Origin of the sequence: Leucobacter ruminantium, assembly GCF_017565705.1 — a bacterium.
Classification (GTDB): Bacteria; Actinomycetota; Actinomycetes; order Actinomycetales; family Microbacteriaceae; genus Leucobacter; species Leucobacter ruminantium.
The window spans coordinates 118,131-135,084 of the sequence record NZ_JAGDYL010000006.1 but is presented as its reverse complement, the minus strand read 5'-3'; the positions used below and the strand labels follow the sequence as shown (position 1 = coordinate 135,084).

16 protein-coding genes and 1 tRNA gene are annotated in these 16,954 nt (G+C 70.3%); 11 read left to right on the top strand and 6 right to left on the bottom strand.

Translation table 11 applies throughout. The annotated features are described in order from the left end of the window. The first annotated feature begins 32 nt into the window (after positions 1 to 32). Positions 33 to 743: a 3-oxoacyl-ACP reductase FabG gene (gene fabG, locus J4H91_RS05180; RefSeq protein WP_208045193.1), complete on the top strand. Its 711-nt coding sequence runs from the start codon at positions 33 to 35 to the stop codon at positions 741 to 743. A gap of 31 nt (positions 744 to 774) precedes the next feature. Here the strand turns inward: fabG and J4H91_RS05175 are convergent, their stop codons facing one another. Continuing rightward, a complete protein-coding gene (locus J4H91_RS05175) occupies positions 775 to 1,419 on the bottom strand; it encodes a response regulator transcription factor (protein WP_341783446.1) in 645 nt (214 codons plus the stop codon). Then, positions 1,416 to 2,750, bottom strand: a complete 1,335-nt coding sequence (locus J4H91_RS05170; protein ID WP_208045192.1) for a histidine kinase — start codon at positions 2,748 to 2,750, stop codon at positions 1,416 to 1,418. Before J4H91_RS05170 ends, J4H91_RS05175 begins: the two co-directional genes overlap by 4 nt. Positions 2,751 to 2,855: 105 nt before the next feature. Here J4H91_RS05170 and J4H91_RS05165 point away from each other — a divergent pair, with 105 nt between their 5' ends. Both J4H91_RS05165 and J4H91_RS05160 read left to right on the top strand, forming a co-directional pair. Beyond that, complete coding sequence (locus tag J4H91_RS05165) at positions 2,856 to 3,779, top strand: CPBP family intramembrane glutamic endopeptidase (protein WP_208045191.1); 924 nt, start codon at positions 2,856 to 2,858, stop codon at positions 3,777 to 3,779. Positions 3,780 to 3,914: 135 nt separating this feature from the next. Continuing rightward, a complete protein-coding gene (locus J4H91_RS05160; protein WP_208045190.1) occupies positions 3,915 to 5,621 on the top strand; it encodes an HNH endonuclease signature motif containing protein in 1,707 nt (568 codons plus the stop codon). Positions 5,622 to 5,727: 106 nt separating this feature from the next. Here the strand turns inward: J4H91_RS05160 and serB are convergent, their stop codons facing one another. Beyond that, complete coding sequence (gene serB, locus J4H91_RS05155; RefSeq protein WP_208045189.1) at positions 5,728 to 6,366, bottom strand: phosphoserine phosphatase SerB; 639 nt, start codon at positions 6,364 to 6,366, stop codon at positions 5,728 to 5,730. A gap of 100 nt (positions 6,367 to 6,466) precedes the next feature. On the opposite strand from serB, the gene J4H91_RS05150 reads away from it, so the two are divergent. Further along, the gene (locus J4H91_RS05150; protein ID WP_208045188.1) at positions 6,467 to 7,252 is read left to right on the top strand and encodes an ABC transporter ATP-binding protein; all 786 of its coding nucleotides are present in this window, start codon (positions 6,467 to 6,469) and stop codon (positions 7,250 to 7,252) included. Positions 7,253 to 7,469: 217 nt separating this feature from the next. After that, entirely contained in the window at positions 7,470 to 7,718 is a 249-nt protein-coding gene (locus tag J4H91_RS05145) for a type B 50S ribosomal protein L31 (protein WP_208045187.1), read from the top strand. An 85-nt stretch (positions 7,719 to 7,803) separates the two neighbouring features. Here J4H91_RS05145 and J4H91_RS05140 read toward each other — a convergent pair whose 3' ends face one another. Then, entirely contained in the window at positions 7,804 to 8,535 is a 732-nt protein-coding gene (locus tag J4H91_RS05140; RefSeq protein WP_208045186.1) for an exonuclease domain-containing protein, read from the bottom strand. A 92-nt stretch (positions 8,536 to 8,627) separates the two neighbouring features. On the opposite strand from J4H91_RS05140, the gene J4H91_RS05135 reads away from it, so the two are divergent. From J4H91_RS05135 to J4H91_RS05120, 4 genes are all read left to right on the top strand, one after another. After that, positions 8,628 to 9,569: an alpha/beta fold hydrolase gene (locus tag J4H91_RS05135; protein WP_341783445.1), complete on the top strand. Its 942-nt coding sequence runs from the start codon at positions 8,628 to 8,630 to the stop codon at positions 9,567 to 9,569. Beyond that, positions 9,566 to 10,423 (top strand): TrmH family RNA methyltransferase, encoded by an 858-nt coding sequence (locus tag J4H91_RS05130; protein ID WP_208045184.1) that lies wholly within the window; start codon positions 9,566 to 9,568, stop codon positions 10,421 to 10,423. The genes J4H91_RS05135 and J4H91_RS05130 overlap by 4 nt, the downstream gene beginning before the upstream one ends. Continuing rightward, on the top strand, positions 10,420 to 11,208 hold the full coding sequence (locus tag J4H91_RS05125; protein ID WP_208045183.1) for a phosphatase PAP2 family protein: 789 nt from the start codon (positions 10,420 to 10,422) through the stop codon (positions 11,206 to 11,208). The genes J4H91_RS05130 and J4H91_RS05125 overlap by 4 nt, the downstream gene beginning before the upstream one ends. A gap of 397 nt (positions 11,209 to 11,605) precedes the next feature. Next, positions 11,606 to 11,881, top strand: a complete 276-nt coding sequence (locus tag J4H91_RS05120) for a DUF2277 domain-containing protein (RefSeq protein WP_208045182.1) — start codon at positions 11,606 to 11,608, stop codon at positions 11,879 to 11,881. Between the two features lie 60 nt (positions 11,882 to 11,941). Here the strand turns inward: J4H91_RS05120 and J4H91_RS05115 are convergent. After that, positions 11,942 to 12,015: transfer RNA gene (locus J4H91_RS05115), tRNA-Val, on the bottom strand. Between the two features lie 112 nt (positions 12,016 to 12,127). Beyond that, positions 12,128 to 12,589 (bottom strand): peroxiredoxin, encoded by a 462-nt coding sequence (locus J4H91_RS05110; protein ID WP_208045181.1) that lies wholly within the window; start codon positions 12,587 to 12,589, stop codon positions 12,128 to 12,130. A gap of 290 nt (positions 12,590 to 12,879) precedes the next feature. On the opposite strand from J4H91_RS05110, the gene aceE reads away from it, so the two are divergent. Next, positions 12,880 to 15,606 carry a pyruvate dehydrogenase (acetyl-transferring), homodimeric type gene (aceE, locus tag J4H91_RS05105; protein WP_208045180.1) on the top strand — a complete coding sequence of 909 codons (2,727 nt, stop codon included), beginning with the start codon at positions 12,880 to 12,882 and terminating at the stop codon, positions 15,604 to 15,606. 14 nt (positions 15,607 to 15,620) lie between these two features. Then, positions 15,621 to 16,817 (top strand): PucR family transcriptional regulator, encoded by a 1,197-nt coding sequence (locus tag J4H91_RS05100; protein ID WP_208045179.1) that lies wholly within the window; start codon positions 15,621 to 15,623, stop codon positions 16,815 to 16,817. Positions 16,818 to 16,954: the final 137 nt, after the last annotated feature.

Sequence of the window (16,954 nt, the reverse complement as noted above, 5' to 3'; positions counted from 1 at the left end):
TGAACGGGCTGTCTGAACGGAAGGGATCCCTCATGACCACCTCGCGCACCGTACTCGTGACCGGAGGCAACCGCGGCATCGGCTACGCCATCGCCGAGCGCATGAACGCCGACGGCCACCGGGTCGCCGTGACCGCCCGTTCGGGCGAGGGCCCCGAGGGATCGTTGACGGTGCGCGCCGACATGACCGACGCCGCCTCCATCGATGCCGCGTTCGCCGAGATCGAGGCGCAGCTCGGCGCCGTCGAGGTGGTCGTCGCGAACGCCGGCATCACGAAGGACACGCTGCTGCTGCGCATGACCGAGGAGGAGTTCACGAGCGTCATCGACACGAACCTCACCGGCACCTTCCGCGTCGTCAAGCGCGCAGCCAAGGGGCTGCTCAAGGGGCGTTTCGGGCGCGTCATCCTCATCTCCTCGGTCGTCGGCCTCTACGGTTCGCCCGGCCAGATCAACTACTCCTCGTCGAAGGCGGCGCTCGTCGGCTTCGCCCGATCCCTCACCCGCGAGCTCGGCGCCCGCAACATCACCGCGAACGTCATCGCCCCCGGCTTCATCGAGACCGACATGACCGCCGCCCTGCCCGAGGAGCAGCAGAAGCAGTACCTCTCGAACATCCCCGCGAACCGCTTCGGCCAGGTCGCCGAGATCGCGGGCGCCGCCTCGTTCCTCGCGGGCGACGACGCCGCCTACATCTCGGGCGCCGTGATCCCCGTCGACGGCGGCCTCGGAATGGGGCACTAGGGGCGGCTGACCGGGGCTGCAGACCAGGGCTTCACCCGCCCCGCTTCTCGCCGGGCCGTTGCTCCCGCGCGAGGTGCAGCGCGAGCGCGGTGCGATCCCTCACCCCGAACTTGCGCAGCAGCGCCGAGACCGTGTTCTTGACCGTGCCGTGGGCGAGGTGCAGGCGCTCCGCGATCACGCGATTGCTGCAGCCCTCGGCGACGAGCCCGGCGACGGCGCGCTCCGTCGGGGTCAGACCGTCGCCCGCGGGTCGGTCGATGACGGTGCGGACCACCCGCGGGTCGACGACCGTGCCGCCCCGCATCACCTGCAGGATCGCCTCGCGGAGGCCCGAGGTTGACACGTCCTTGAGCAGGAAGCCGGCGGCGCCGGCGTCGAGCATGGCCCGCACCAGCTCGGTGTCGTCGAACGTCGTGAGCGCGAGCACCCTCGCCTCCGGGTGATCGCGAGCGCACCGCTCGGTGAAGCCGATCCCGTCGAGCACGGGCATCCTGGCGTCGACGAGCACGACGTCCGGAGACGACTCCGGCATCGCCGCGAGCGCGCGCCTGCCGTCCTCCGCCTCTCCCACGACCTCGATGTCGGGCTCCAGCTCGAGCAGCATCCGCAGGCCGCGCCGCAGGATCTCCTGGTCGTCCACGATCAGCACCCGGACCGGTGTCGAGACCGGGTTCACGAGCCGACCCGGCTCGTTCGGGGCTGCTGATGGGGCCGGTGCGGATGAGGCGGTGACAACGGAGATGGCACGGGTCGTACGGGCAGCACGACCCGCAGCCGGAAGCCGGTCGCGTCCGGCACGCAGTCGAACGTCCCGCCCAGCGCCTCGCTGCGTTCCCTGAGGGATCGCAGGCCGAAGCCCTCGGCGAGTTCCGGGGTGCTCTCGTCGGGGATCCCTTCATCACCATCGCGGATCTCTTCGTTGTTGCTGTTGTTGCTGTTGCTGCTGTTGCTGCTGTTGCTGCTGTTGCTGCTGCGGATGCCTTCGCCGCCGTCGCGGATCCCTCGGCCTCCGCCGTCGTCCGCGATCGTGGCCTCCACCCGGTCCGAGCCGACCCGCACGAGGATCTCGACCCGCTCCGCCTCGGCGTGCCGCACGACGTTCGTGAGCCCCTCCTGCACGAAGCGCACGAGCAGCAGCATCTGCTCCCGCGGCAGCTCCGCGAGCGGACCCTCGACGTCGAGCCCGATCGCCACACCGCTCGAGCGGAACCCGTCGGCGATCGCCGCGAGGGGATCGCCCTCGTCGAGCCGCAGCGCATCGAGCGGATGCATGGCACGCACCAGACGGCGCATATCGCGCAGTGCGTCGCCCGCCGTGAGCCGCGCCCGCTCGACCTCCTCCCACGCGCGATCGGGGTCGCGATCCCTCGCCCGCTCCGCGAACTCCAGCGAGAAGCCGATCGCCGTGAGTCGATGCCCCAGCCCGTCGTGCAGACCGTGGGCCGTTCGCGCGCGCTCCTGCGCCAGCACCAGTTCGCGCTCACTGCCGGCGTGGTCGCGCAGCTCCGCGTTCGCGCGCTGCAGCTCGCGCTCGGCCGTCTCGCCCGTGTGCAGCAGCACCGCGAACAGGCCCCCGATCAGCACGAACATGACAACCCCGAGCGCCTCGACGACGATCTGCGCCGGCGGCGTACCGAGGATGACATGCACACCCGAGCCGATGCCGACCACGATCGCCGCGTAGACCGCGACAGCGACGCCGCCGAGGCATCTCGCCACGACGAGCGCGGCCAGCCAGAGCATGCCGAGACCGAGGGTGCCGTTCGCGAGAAACGAGGCCGTCGTCGCGAAGCAGGCGAAGGAGACCCCGACGAGCGGTCGCGGGCGGTGCGCGCGGCGGGTCGGCCACCAGAGCAGCACGCAGCCGACCACGGACGCCGGCAGCAGAGCCGATGCCCAATCGGGCATGCGGCCGAGCGAGAGGAAACCGGCGAGCAGCGGTCCGACCGCCGCGACCGCCATCAGGCAGTCGAGCAGCAGTCTCCGCTTGTCGAGTCCCCGGCGCACACCTCAATGCTAGGCTGCGCCCGCTGCGGCACGCAGTGACCGCGGTCATCACTTCCGTGACCGCGGTTCGGTCCCGCTGCGCAGGGCGGATCGTAGCGTGAGGACATGACATCAGACACCGCACCCAGCGCCTCACCCTCACCCGGCCCTGAGCCCGTCTCCGTGCCCTCGCCCGCCCCGCGCCTCGGCGCAGGGCCGCTCGGCATCGGGCTCCGATCCCTCGCGGCGATCGCGATACTGGTCGTCGCGAACCTCGCCGTCGTTCCGTTCACCGCTGTGCTGAGCGCCGTGCCCGGGCTCCGGGAGCTGGGATCCGAGCTCTCGTGGGCCACGCTCGGAATCTACGCCTGCCTCGGATCGGTCATGTGGGGCACCGCGGTGCTGCTCGCCTGGCTGTGGGTGAGGTTCGTCGAGCGGCGCAGGCTCGCCGACATCGGGCTGCGTTTCACCCCGAGTTCGGCGCTCTGGCTGCTGCTCGCGACGCTCGCGGCGATGGGCGTGGTGCTCGGAACCGCGGCGGTGCTGCCGAGCACGGGGCCCGCGCCGTCGCCCGAGCAGGTCGCGGAGCAGGGGCCGTTCCTCATGGTGCTCCTGATGATGCTGATCCCGGCCTTCCTCGTGCAGGGGTTTCCCGAGGAGCTGCTGTTCCGCGGCATGCTGCTCTCGGCGATGCGGTCTCGACCCGTGCTCGCGGTCGCGGTCGCCACGCTGTCGTTCACGATCATCCACCTCGTGTCGAACGGGTGGCAGCAGACGCTCGGCGATCGCTTCCTCTTCCTCGTGATGCCCTTCGGCTTCAGCCTCTTCGCGACCGCGCTGCTCGTCTGGACGCGATCGCTCTGGGCCGCCGTGGGCGTGCACGGCGGCATGCACCTGGGCACGAACTTCTCCCAGCTCCTGCCTCCCACCGATCCTGCCCTGAGCTGGACCGTCGCGGGCGTGGTCTTCGCAGTGCTCGGCGTCGCGATCCTCGCGGTTCTGCTGAAGCGCGGGCGAGGGATCCCCGACGGCGCCGAGCGGTGGCGGTGATTTTTCGGGGGCGGCGGTGCCGGTCGGTGAGGGATCCCTGTCGAGACCCGGCCGCGGCACCGGCCCTGGGCGATCCGATCCGGGTGCGCGCCTCGTCGAACCGAGAATGTCGGAGGTCCGTGTTTCCATAGGGGCATGACCACCAGCCGCACCTTCGACACCCGCTCCGGGGCTCCGGGGGCGGGTGCTGCTGGCGCGGTTTCGGAGGCGCATCCGCTCGAGGAAGTGCTCGGGTGGCTCGAACGGATCGAGTCTCAGCAGCGCGCCTCCGACGCCGCGCGGATCATGCTCATCGCGACGGCGATGGACCAGACGGTCGGGGCCCCTGCGGGCGGCTCGGCGGCGGCCTCGCGGTCCGGTGCGGCTGCAGGCTCCGGTGCCGCCTCCGGCCCGGGTGCCCCCTCGGGCTCCGGTACCGCTACCGAGCTCGCATATCGTTCGTTGCGCGCCGAGCTCGCGGCCGCCTTCAACATCAGCGAGTACGAGGCGGAGCGGCAGATGGATCTCGCGCACCGCCTCTCGCACCAGTACGCCGCGACGCTCGCGGCCCTCGACCGCACGGAGATCTCCTACGCGCACGCTCGTGTCATCGCGACCGCCGGCCTTGTGATCGGCGCGGGCGATTCGCCCGAGTTGCGCCGCAGGCGGGCGGGGTACGAGGGAGAGATACTGGAGGTCGCGGTGCGCGAGACGCCCGGCCGGCTGCGGCCGATCGCGCGACGGCTCGCCGAACGGTGGGCCGAGCGCTCGCTCGACGAGCGGCATCGCGAGGCGGTCGTCGAGCGTCGCGTATGCATCGTCGACGGCGAGGACGGCATGGCCGAACTCTTCGCCCGACTGCCCGCGCTCGAGGCGCACGCGATCTACGACCGACTCACCCGAATCGCACGCGCGGCCGAACGAGGGGAGCGGAGGGTCCCGGCGCGGGGCGGGTCCGAGAACGAGGATCATGCGGCACCGAACGCGCAGGCGACACGTGAGCCGGAAGCGCAGCGGGGCCGGGAGCCCGCGCGGGAGCCCGCTCGGGAGACTGCGAACGCGGCCGAGACCCCTCCCGCTCGCACCCGCGATCAGCTGCGCGCCGACGCCTTCGCCGACCTCCTGCTCTCGGCCGACGAGTTCTCGCTGTTCGCGGGCAGCACGGGGGAGTCGGTGCGTGCGAACGTGCAGATCATCGTGTCGGGACAGGCGAGTCGGGCCGAGCAGTCGCCACGGACTTCGGCGGATGGAGCGGTGTTCGACGCCGGCGCCGACGCCGAACTCGCGGGATTCGGCCCGATGGACGGCGCGACCGCCCGGTGTGTCTCGTCGGAAGCCGAGCAGTGGGACGAGGTCGTACTCGATCCCGCGACGGGGAACGTGCTGTCGGTGGATCGGTACCGCCCGAGCGAGCGGATGCGCCGCCTGCTCGGCACCCGCGACCGGCACTGCCGCTTCCCGGGGTGCCGTGTGCCCGTGTCGCGCTGCGACCTCGACCACACCGTCGACGCCGCGCATGGAGGGTCGACCGCCACCGACAACCTCGCGCACCTGTGTCGCGGACACCACGTGCTGAAGCACCACGCCGAGTGGCGAGTCTCCCAGGAATCGGGCGGAGCACTCCGATGGCGCAGCCCGACGGGACGCGAATACGTCGACCGCCCGCTTGGCGCTATGAACGGGGGAGCATGCCGTGCCGGGCCCGACTGGCCTGCAGGGCAGACCAGACCGACCGGACCGACTGCGGATGCGGGAGCGCCGGCCACCGCGGCTGAGACTGCGAGCGAGACTGCGCGCCGGGCAGCACGCGTAGGCTCACGAAGGGCCGTGAGGTTCGTCACGTCCTCTGAACCAGTGCCGTAGAGGGGTGCGGAGCAGAGCGGTAGACGCTCAGCGCGGTAGGCGCCCGGCCGCGGGCAGCGCCGACGCCGGGTCGCTGCCGGCGGCGACTCGGCCGGCACGGGCGCGATCAGCCCAGGCGATCCAGCAGCGGGATCGCGAGCGCGAGATCGCCCTCGATCGACACGTCGGCCTGCTCCCGCACGATGGGCTTCGCGTTGTACCCGACTCCGAGCCCGGCGACCGACATCATGCGCAGGTCGTTCGCGCCGTCGCCGATCGCGACGGTCGCGGCGAGAGGGATCCCCGCCGCCTCGGCCCACTCGCGCAGCGCCTCTGCCTTCGCCTCCCCGTCGATGACGGGGCCGACGGTGCGCCCGGTGAGCGCGCCGTCCGCGACCTCCAGGCGGTTCGCCCGCCAGAAGTCGAGCCCGAGATCATCGGCGATCGGGTCGAGCACCTCATGGAAGCCGCCGGAGACCACACCGACCTTCCCCCCGCGCCCGTGCACCGCGGCGATGAGTTCGCGGATGCCGGGGGAGAGGCGCACGCGCCCATAGGCCTCGGCGAAGACGGTCTCGGGCGTTCCGGCCAGCGTCGCCACGCGCTCCGCGAGACTCTCCGCGAAGTCGAGCTCCCCGCGCATCGCACGCTCGGTCACCTCGGCCACCCGCTCGCGGGTCCCTGCGGCGTCGGCGAGGAGCTCGATCACCTCGTCCTGGATGGTGGTGGAATCGCAGTCGAGCACGACGAGGGGGGAGACGGTCATGCTCCCAGTCTAGGAGCCGGCGCGGCCGGTCGTGCGTCAGTCGATCCCTCACCAGCGCGCCGCGACCGCGGTCGCGGCGCGTCTCGTTAGGCTGGAGCACATGGTCAACGTGCTGCGACTCTCCGATGTCTCCTACGTGCGCAACGGTCGCCCCATCCTCGACGGCGTCGACTGGTCGGTCGACGACTCGGAGCGGTGGGTGATCCTCGGCCCCAACGGCGCGGGCAAGACGACCCTCATGAAGCTCGCCACGGCGAACGACTTCCCGACCTCGGGCACCGTCGACGTGCTCGACCACCGCCTCGGCAGGGTCGACGTGTTCGAACTGCGCAGCCGCATCGGCTTCGTGTCGTCGGCGACGGGGCGCCGCATCCCGCCCTCCGAGAAGGTGAGGGATCTGGTGCTCACCGCCGCGCGCTCGGTCGAGGGCCGCTGGAACGAGCACTACGACGACATCGACGTGCGACAGGCCGATCGGATCATCGCGGAGTGGGATCTCACCGAACTCGCCGAGCAGGCGTACGGAACGCTCAGCGACGGCGAGCGGAAGCGCGCGCTCATCGCCCGCGCCGTCATGACGGACCCCGAGCTGCTGCTGCTCGACGAGCCGAGCGCCAGCCTCGATCTCGGCGCGCGCGAGCGCCTCCTGCAGATGCTCTCGGGCTTCGCGCAGTCGCCCTACTCGCCCGCGATGATCATCGTCACGCACCACGTCGAGGAGATCCCTCCCGGATTCACGCACGTGCTCATGCTGCGCGACGGGCGTGTCGAGGCCGCGGGTCCCATCGCCGAGACACTCACGGCCGAGAACCTCGAGGCGACCTTCGGCATGCCGTTCGACCTCATGGTCGCGAACAGCCGCTACGCCGCCATCGCACGGCCGTAGCCGCCGCCGACCACCCACGAGACCGCCGCGGTGGACTCCGCGGGCCGTCGCCGCGGGAAACACCGTGGCCCAGCCGATGCCGCGCGGAACACCACGTCTCAGCCTCCGCCGCGCGATTCTCGTGATAAAGTAGATCCTTGGTGCGTCAGCGCCATCCACCCCAAGACCTCGGGGCGTGCTGCTACACGCCCTCATCAAGGCAACCGAAGGAACACTCATGAAGACCGACATCCACCCGGAGTACAACGCCATCGTTTTCCGCGACCTCGCGTCGGGAGAGACGTTCCTCACCCGCTCCACGCTGACCAGCGACAAGACCATCGAGCTCGACGGTGAGACCTACCCCGTCATCGACGTCGAGATCTCGAGCGCCTCGCACCCCTTCTACACGGGCAAGCAGCGCATCATGGACTCGGCCGGCCGCGTCGAGAAGTTCAACCAGCGCTTCAAGGGCTTCGGTGCGTAAAGCCCGGACCCCACAGAAATGGCGGAGGCATGCGCCTCCGCCATTTTTTGTGCCCGCGGCACTGCGCCGACGAGGTCCGGCCCGTCTACGAGGTCCGGCCCGTCTCCGAGGTCCGGCCCGCGCGCACGGGCCACCGACCGTCGGCGATGAACGAGGGATCCCTCACCCGCCGCATGTAGTCCTGGAAATTCGCGGCCTGCGCAGCGCTCCATTCCACCTGCGCGCAGTGCAGCTCGTCGAGCTCGCCCGGGATCACATCTGCGTACTTGACCGCGATGCGCTGCAGCACGCGCCCCGCCGCGATCGCGTCATCGCCGGCGTCGTGGGCCATGCCGATCTCCACGCCGTGATGCGCAGCGACGGCCTCGAGCGTGCGCTTGCCCTTGCGGTAGCGATCGAACTGCTTGTCGAGCACGAGCGGATCGATGACGGGGGAGAGGTCGGCGGGCCACTCCACGCCGTGCCGCCCAGCCTCGGCCGCCAGCAGCGAGAGATCGAAGGGCGCGTTGTAGGCGACGATGGGGAACCCGCGCTCCAGCATCTCGCGCAGCCGTTCCACGATCTGCCTCACGCCCACCGCCGCGGCGATGCCGCTCGCGCGCGCGACCTCCGTGCTGATGCCGTGCACCTGCACCGCGGCGGGAGGGATCTCGACCCCCGGATCGATCAGCCAGTCGTAGCGCTCGATCACCTCGCCGGCTGGCCCAAGGAGCGCGATCGTCGCACTCACGATGCGCGCGTGCGAGGTGTCGACACCCGTCGTCTCGGTGTCGAACACGGCCAGATTCGCGGCCCAGAGCGGCAGTTGTGCGGTCACGGCGATCCCTTTCGTCTCAGACGATGCTAGCGACTGCCGCAGGCGCGGCGTGCGCGAAGCCGCTTGTCAGGGCGCGCCGCTACTATCGATCCGTGACGAACGCACCCCACGCCATCTCCGTGCCGACCCTCGGCGTCGACACGCGCGCCTGGGAGCACGGCGACCCCGACGGGCGCACGATCATCCTGGTGCACGGCTTCCGCGGCGACCACCACGGCCTCGAAGGTCTCGCTGCCGGCCTCGTCGCAGCCCTGCCCGGAGTGCGCGCCCTGGTTCCCGACCTCCCCGGTTTCGGGGAGACCGCCGCGATTCCCGGCCGCACGCACGACATCGAGCTCTACGGCGAGTGGCTGCGGGAGTTCACGGCGAACGCGGCGCCCGGCGGCTTCGCCCTGCTGGGCCACTCGTTCGGCTCCCTCGTCGTGGGGGCCGCGATCGCTGGCGGCCTCGAGCCGAGCCGACTGATCCTCGTCAACCCGATCTCCTCGCCCGCCCTCGAAGGGCCGCAGGCAGCGCTCACGCAGCTGGCCATCGCCTACTACCGGGCCGCGGAGCTGCTGCCCGAGCGCGCCGCTCGCGGGCTGCTCGGCAACCCGGCCATCGTGCGGGTGATGAGCGAGGTCATGGCGAAGACGGGCGACGCGGAGCTGCGGACTTGGATCCACGGTCAGCACGCGAGCCACTTCAGCACCTTCTCGGATCCCTCGACCCTGCTGCAGGCCTTCCGCGCATCGGTGTCGCACACGGTCGCCGAGTTCGCGAGCTCCTTCTCGATGCCCACGCTGCTCATCGCGGGCGACCGCGACGACATCACCCCGCTCGCGAAGCAGCTCGACCTGCGGCACCGCGTGCCGGGCTCCGAGCTGCGGATCCTGCCGGGCGTCGGCCACCTCGTGCACTACGAGGCGGTCGACGACGCGGTGGCATTCATCGGGCGGTTCTTGACCGAGCCTCGGCCGGGCGCGCCGGCGTCGCGCATGACCTCGTCGGCCGTGGCCGTGCCGGCCGCCTTCGCTGGCGAGACTCGGGCATGAGACTGCGACGCATCGACGACCTCGCAGCGCCCGAGCTCGCCGATTACACCAGTCTGACCGACGTCGCGCTGCGACGCGTACGCGAGCCGGAGGAGGGCCTCTACCTCGCCGAGTCGCCGAAGGTCATCGAGCGGGCGCTCCGGGCCGGGCACCGGCCGCGCTCCGTGCTGCTGCTCGAGGAGTGGCTGCCCCGGGTCGAGCCCCTGCTCGTCGAGCACCCGGACGTTACCGTGTACGTAGGGGAGCCCGAGCAGCTCGAGGCGCTCACCGGGTTCCACATGCACCGCGGGGCACTCGCGTCGATGCACCGGCCCGCGCCGCTCGACCCAGCGGAGCTGCTGCGCGCTTCGCGGCGAGTGGTCGTGCTCGAGGATCTCGCCGATCACACGAACGTGGGTGCGATCTTCCGGTCCGTGGCCGCCCTCGGCGCGGATGCCGTGCTGCTGTCGCCCGCCTGCGCCGACCCGCTCTACCGTCGCGCGGTGCGCGTGAGCATGGGCGCCGTACTGCAGGTGCCTTGGGCGAGGCTGCCCGACTGGCGCGAGGCGGGTCCGATGTTCCGCGAGGAGGGGTACGAGCTCGTCGCCTTCGCGCTGCGCGACGACGCCGAGGACCTGGCCGACTACGTCGGGCACCTGCCCGAGCGCCTCGCGCTGATGTTCGGCTCCGAGGGGCCCGGCCTGTCGCGGCGCGCGCTCGCCTCAGCCGAGCGCTCGGTCGTGATCCCCATGGAGCACGGCGTGGACTCGCTGAACGTCTCCACGGCGGCCGCTCTCGTGCTGTGGGCCGTTCGGACGGCGTCTTCGGGGCGGAGCGAGGGATCCCTCGCCGCAGATGAGCGGGGCGACTCGTGAGCGCTCGCCCTGGTTCGCGCCGGCGCGCCCTCTGGTTCTCGCTGTTCTGGACCGCGGTCGGGGGAGCGTCGTATCTGCTCGGCGTGCAGAGCGCGCTCGGGCAGCGCGCGGAGGCCACCGTGCTCGACGCGGCGGAGTTCACGACGAACCCGCCGCCCCCGCTGAACCTCGTCTCGGAGGCGGGGATCGCGATCGCCCTCGCGGTCATCGGCCTGCTCGCGCTGGCCACTCACGGTTGGCGCAGGGCGATCGGCGTGGTCGCGGTGTCTGGAGTGGCGATCGGAGCGTCGCAGTTGCTGAAACTGCGGGTGCTGTCGCGGCCGGAACTCTTCGAACTCGACGCGCCCAACACCTTCCCGAGCGGGCACATGACGACGTTCACGGTGCTGGTCGCGGCGCTCATCTGGGCGGTTCCTGCCGTGGCGCGAGGGTTCACCGCGCTCGGGGGAGCGGTGCTGCTCTCCGTGGTCGCCTGGCAACTGCTGGCCTACGGGTGGCATCGCCCGAGCGACGTGTTCGGTGCGATCGCGCTCGGCGTGGCGGGCTTCGCCGCGGCGGCGCTGATCCGACCGCTGTCGAGCGGGCGAAGCGCGGTGATGGGGCGGTTGATCGCGATCGTTCTCGTTATGTCAGCTTGGGTGCTTCTGGCCATTGCGCTCGTCATGCTGGTCGTCGCCGTGTCGAGCGGGGACACCGACCTCATGCTCGGCGTGGGCCAGCTGGGCGCCTTCAGCATGAGTGCGTTCGCCACGCGCACCGTCATGCTGCTCGCCGAGCCGCGCTGAGCGAGCGCCGAAATTCTGGTTGCGCACCGGCTAACGCTTTGCTCGCCGACTCCGGCGGGTAGATGATCGGTGATTGCGGCGAACGGAAACGTATTCCAAGGAGGTGGCACGCACCTCGCCACAACCGCCGGTTTGCCCGCTGATCTCGGCCGTAGATTATCGGTGATTGCGGCGAACGGAAACGTATTCCGTGGAGGTGACGTGCACCGCACTGCAATCATCGGTCTGCTGCTGATCTCGGCCGCAGATTATCGGTGATTGTGGCGGATGGAAACGTATTCCAAGGAGATGATGCGCTCCGCGCCACAATCACCGATAATCTATATTATGTCAAATTAGATCGGGAAGGCCCGCTCGGCTCCTTCCCCTACGCAGCCCGCGGGCGTACCGTGAGGGTATGTGTCGCAGCATTCACACTCTCCACAACTTCGAGCCCGCGGCGACGACCGACGAGGTGCGCGCCGCCGCTCTGCAGTACGTGCGCAAGATCGCGGGCACGACCAAGCCGTCGCAGGCGAATCGCGAGGCGTTCGACCTGGCGGTCGACGAGATCGCCGGGTCCACCCAGCGCCTGCTCGACGGACTGGTGGCGCGGACTCCCCCGAAGAACCGTGAGGAGGAAGCGGCGAAGAAGCGGGAGCGTGCGATCGCCTCGGGTCGCTACGACCGCTGATCCCTGGCCGCTAGGAAGACCCGACGTAACCCGGCAGAATCCGGCCCCGAAGCGAGTGAGTGCGCCCGGAGGGACTCGAACCCCCGACCCTCTCGGTGTAAACGAGATGCTCTAACCAACTGAGCTACAGGCGCGCGCCCGCGAAACGGACCACCTCAGCATAGGGGAACCGGCACCGCCGCCGCGAATCGGGCGAGGCGCGCCGGTCCCCAGTGTGCGAGCGCCGCTCGCGAAGGCGAGGGATCCCTAACCCAGCGCCTCGATCGCCTCGCGGTAGGAGGCGAAGTCGCGCGCCTCCCCCGGCGCCGTCTCGAACGAGGCGAGCACGCGCCGGTCCTCGCCGATCAGCACGGTCGCGCGCGTGGCGATCCCTCGCTCCTCGACGAACGCGCCGTACTGCTGCGCCACCGCGCCGTGCGGCCAGAAATCGGAGAGGATCGAGAACTCGTAGCCCTCCTGCGCGGCCCACGCCTTCAGCGCCCAGACCGAGTCGACGGAGATGCCGAGCAGGCGCACGGAGCTGTCGGCGAAGACGGAGATGTTGTCGCGCAGCTCGCACAGCTCCCCCGTGCAGATGCCCGAGAAAGCCAGCGGGAAGAAGACGAGGGCGACCGGGCCCTCTTCGACGAGTTCGGAGAGCGTGAGCTCCTCGCCGTGCTGATCGGACAGCGTGAAATCGGGCGCCTGGGCGCCGACCTCGATGACCATGGGGTCTCCTGTTCCGGCGCCCGCGGCGCCATCGTTGCGGTGGGGTCTCCCCCAGGCTACTCCCGCATGGGCCGCCGCACCGTAGCCCGCACCGCCGCCCGCGCTGCCGACGGCGCACCGACGAGGATTGTGCCGTTGTGACACTCTCGACAACGGAATTGCGTGTTTTGCCGTGGAACTTCGCTAGTCTGGAGCGCAGCACGCGAATCCCGCGAGCTGTCGCAGTGCCCCGCGTCCGCGCATCAACCCGCGCGCCACCGGCACGCAACATGGTGATTGGAGCATCAATCTTGGCTGTGAACACTCAGGATCCCTACGCGCCGGACCACGACGACATCGATCCGCAGGAGACCGCAGAGTGGCGGGAATCGCTCGACGCTGTCGTCGACGAGCGCGGAGCGGGCCGGGGTCGGGAGATCATGACCAGTCTGCTCGACCGGTCGCGCCAGCTGCACCTGAACGTGCCGATGGTGCCGACGACCGACTACGTCAACACGATCGCGAGCGAGGACGAGCCCGAGTTCCCGGGCGATGAGAGCACCGAGCGCGAGTACCGTCACTGGCTGCGCTGGAACGCGGCGATGACCGTGCACCGCGCCCAGCGCCCGGGCATCGGCGTCGGCGGTCACATCTCGACCTACGCCTCGGCCGCCTCGCTCTACGAGGTCGGCTTCAACCACTTCTTCCGCGGCCAGGACCACCCGGGCGGCGGCGACCAGATCTTCATCCAGGGGCACGCCTCCCCCGGCATGTACGCCCGCGCCTTTCTCGAGGGCCGCCTGAGCGAGCAGCAGCTCGACGGCTTCCGCCAGGAGAAGTCGCAGGCGCCCAACGGCCTGCCGAGCTACCCGCACCCGCGCCTCCTGCCCGACTTCTGGCAGTTCCCCACCGTGTCGATGGGTCTCGGCCCGATCAACGCGATCTACCAGGCGCAGCTCAACAAGTACCTCACCAACCGCGGCATCAAGGACTGCTCCGACCAGCAGGTGTGGGCCTTCCTCGGCGACGGCGAGATGGACGAGGTCGAGAGCCGCGGACAGCTGCAGGTCGCGGCGAACGAGGGCCTCGACAACCTGAACTTCGTGATCAACTGCAACCTGCAGCGCCTCGACGGCCCTGTGCGCGGCAACGGCAAGATCATCCAGGAGCTCGAGAGCTTCTTCCGCGGCGCCGGCTGGAACGTCATCAAGGTGATCTGGGGCCGCGAGTGGGACGACCTGCTCGCCCGCGACACCGAGGGTGCGCTGCTCAACGTCATGAACACGACGCCCGACGGCGACTACCAGACCTACAAGGCCGAGAACGGCGCCTACGTCCGCAACCACTTCTTCGGTAAGGACGAGCGCGCACTGAAGCTCGTCGAGGACTACACCGACGACCAGGTGTGGGGTCTGCGCCGCGGCGGCCACGATTACCGCAAGGTCTATTCGGCGTTCAAGGCGGCGGTCGAGCACAAGGGCCGCCCCACCGTCATCCTTGCGAAGACGATCAAGGGCTACGGTCTCGGCCCGCACTTCGCCGGCCGCAACGCGACGCATCAGATGAAGAAGATGACGCTCGAGGATCTGAAGATGTTCCGCGACGCCATGCACATCCCGATCAGCGATGCGACGCTCGAGGAGAACCCCTACCTTCCGCCCTATTACCACCCGGGCGACGACAACCCGACCATCAAGTACATCCACGAGCGCCGTCGCGAGCTCGGCGGATACCTGCCCGAGCGCCGCACGAAGTCGCGGACGCTGGCGCTTCCCGAGAAGAAGAGCTACGCGATCGCCGCGAAGGGATCCGGCACGCAGGAGGCCGCGACCACGATGGTGTTCGTGCGCCTGCTCAAGGATCTCATGCGCGACAAGGGCATCGGCGACCGGATCGTGCCGATCATCCCCGACGAGGCGCGCACCTTCGGCATGGACTCCTACTTCCCCACGTCGAAGATCTACAACCCGCACGGGCAGAACTACGTGTCGGTCGACCGCGAGCTGCTGCTCGCCTACAAGGAGAGCCCGCAGGGCGTGCTGCTGCACGTCGGCATCAACGAGGCCGGCGCGAACGCCGCGCTCACCGCTGTCGGCACCTCCTACGCCACGCAGGGCGAGCCGCTCATCCCCGTCTACATCTTCTACTCGATGTTCGGCTTCCAGCGCACGGGCGACGCCATGTGGGCTGCGGGCGATCAGATGGCGCGCGGCTTCGTGATCGGCGCGACCGCAGGCCGCACGACGCTCACGGGCGAGGGCCTGCAGCACGCCGACGGCCACTCGCTCGCCCTCGCGGCGACGAACCCCGCCGTCGTCGCCTACGATCCGGCGTACGGCTACGAGATCGGCCACATCATGCGCTCGGGCATCGACCGCATGTACGGCGGAGAGCACCCCGACCCGAACGTGATGTACTACATCACCGTGTACAACGAGCCCATCGTGCACCCCGCGGAGCCCGAGAACGTGGACGTGGACGGCATCGTCCGCGGCATCCACAGGGTGAGCCCCGCGAGCGGCGACGGCATCCCCGCGCAGATCCTCGCGTCGGGCGTCGCCGTGCCGTGGGCGATCGAGGCCCAAGCGCTGCTCGCCGAGGACTGGGGCGTCGCGGCCGACGTGTGGAGCGTCACCAGCTGGGGCGAGCTCCAGCGCGACGGACTCGCCGCGGAGGCCCACAACTTCCGTCACTTCGACGAGGAACCGGGCGTGCCGTATCTCACCGAGAAACTGGCCGAGGCCGAGGGACCGTTCGTCGCTGTGAGCGACTGGGCGAGTCAGGTGCCCGAGCTGGTGCGCGCCTTCGTGCCGGGCGACTACTCGGTGCTCGGTGCCGACGGCTTCGGCTTCTCCGACACCCGTGCGGCCGCGCGGCGCTACTTCGGCATCGACCGCGAGTCGGTCGTCGTGAAGGTCCTGCAGCGTCTCGCTCACCAGGGCAGGATCGACGCCTCGATCCCGGCTCGGGCGGCCGAGAAGTACCGCTTGAACGACGTCAACGCCGGCACGACCGGCGGCGCGGGCGGCGAGGCCTGACCCGGCGGTCGTCCATGGATCGGACCAAGGAACAGGAGCTGGCCTGGCTGCGCTCCATCACCGGTGAGCTCTCGACGCGCACCATCACGCGGCTCGACGAGACGCTGCCCTGGTACGGCGACATGCCGCCGTCCAGGCGCAGCGCCGTCGGTCTCGTCGCGCAGACCGGCATCAGCTCGTTCATCCAGTGGTACGAGGATCCCTCCTCGACGCCGTGGATCGCCTCCGACGTCTTCGGCTCGGCACCCCGGGAGCTGCTCCGCTCGATCAGCCTGCAGGAGACGCTGCAGCTGATCCGCGTCGTGGTCTCCGTCGTCGAGGAGCGCGTGGCGCCCCGCAGCGAGGGGCTGCGGGAGGCGGTGCTGCAGTACTCGCGCGACGTGGCCTTCGCCGCCGCCGATGTCTACGCGCGGGCCGCGGAGGCCCGGGGACTCTGGGACGCTCGGCTCGAGGCGCTCGTCGTCGATTCGATCCTCACGGGCGAGAGCGATGACGAGCTGCCCAGCCGCATCGCGGCGCTCGGCTGGCACGGCGACGGCGAGTCGGCGGTGCTCGTGGGCACCGCCGACCGCGTCGTCGACGTGGACCAGCTGCGGCGCACGGCGCGCCACGCGGGCGCCGATCTGCTCGTCGGGCTGCAGGGATCCCGGCTCGTGCTCGTGCTCGGCCGAATGGAGCCGAAGCCGCGCGAGCCGGGCGCACCCCCCGAGGAGCCGCTGAGCTTCCTCGAGATCGCCGAGCAGCTCGCCGACGGCTTCTCCGACGGGCCGCTCGTGCTCGGTCCGCAGGTCGACAACCTCGTCGACGCCTCTCGCAGCGCCAGGGCGGCGCTCGCGGGGGTCGCGGTCGCTCGGGCCTGGCGCAACGCACCGCGCCCGGTCGCGGCCGACGACTTGCTGCCCGAGCGCGCTCTGGCGGGCGACGGCCTCGCCCGCCGCACCCTGATCGAGCAGATCTACGAGCCGCTGCGCGCGCACTCGGGCGAGCTGCTGGAGACGCTGTGGTGCTACCTCGACAACGGCCGGTCCCTCGAGGCGACGGCCCGTGAGCTCTTCGTGCACCCGAACACGGTGCGCTACCGCCTCAAGAAGGTGTCGGAGCTCATCGGTTGGAACGCCACGGGGGCCCGTGAGGCGCTCATCCTGCAGGCGGCGCTCATCGCGGGGTCGATCGCTCAGCAGGGCAGGCGGGGCGGTGCTCAGAAGCGCTGAGGCCCGATCCCCGCGGGTGAGGGATCTCCCCGCCGCCCCGCGTCGCCGCTTCCCTCCGTGTCCCGCCCCCGCGCCTCGAACCAGTGAGAAGTAGGCCCCTTTCAACAAAGGTTTCGCGATTTTGTCATCGACCATAT

Coding starts and splice junctions, on each gene's coding strand:
- J4H91_RS05110 (WP_208045181.1), bottom strand. CDS start 12,589: ATGGTCATCGAGGTCGGCGCCCAGGCGCCCGATTTCACGCTGTCCGAT.
- J4H91_RS05165 (WP_208045191.1), top strand. CDS start 2,856: ATGACATCAGACACCGCACCCAGCGCCTCACCCTCACCCGGCCCTGAG.
- J4H91_RS05120 (WP_208045182.1), top strand. CDS start 11,606: ATGTGTCGCAGCATTCACACTCTCCACAACTTCGAGCCCGCGGCGACG.
- J4H91_RS05100 (WP_208045179.1), top strand. CDS start 15,621: ATGGATCGGACCAAGGAACAGGAGCTGGCCTGGCTGCGCTCCATCACC.
- J4H91_RS05150 (WP_208045188.1), top strand. CDS start 6,467: ATGGTCAACGTGCTGCGACTCTCCGATGTCTCCTACGTGCGCAACGGT.
- J4H91_RS05130 (WP_208045184.1), top strand. CDS start 9,566: ATGAGACTGCGACGCATCGACGACCTCGCAGCGCCCGAGCTCGCCGAT.
- fabG (WP_208045193.1), top strand. CDS start 33: ATGACCACCTCGCGCACCGTACTCGTGACCGGAGGCAACCGCGGCATC.
- J4H91_RS05145 (WP_208045187.1), top strand. CDS start 7,470: ATGAAGACCGACATCCACCCGGAGTACAACGCCATCGTTTTCCGCGAC.
- J4H91_RS05160 (WP_208045190.1), top strand. CDS start 3,915: ATGACCACCAGCCGCACCTTCGACACCCGCTCCGGGGCTCCGGGGGCG.
- serB (WP_208045189.1), bottom strand. CDS start 6,366: ATGACCGTCTCCCCCCTCGTCGTGCTCGACTGCGATTCCACCACCATC.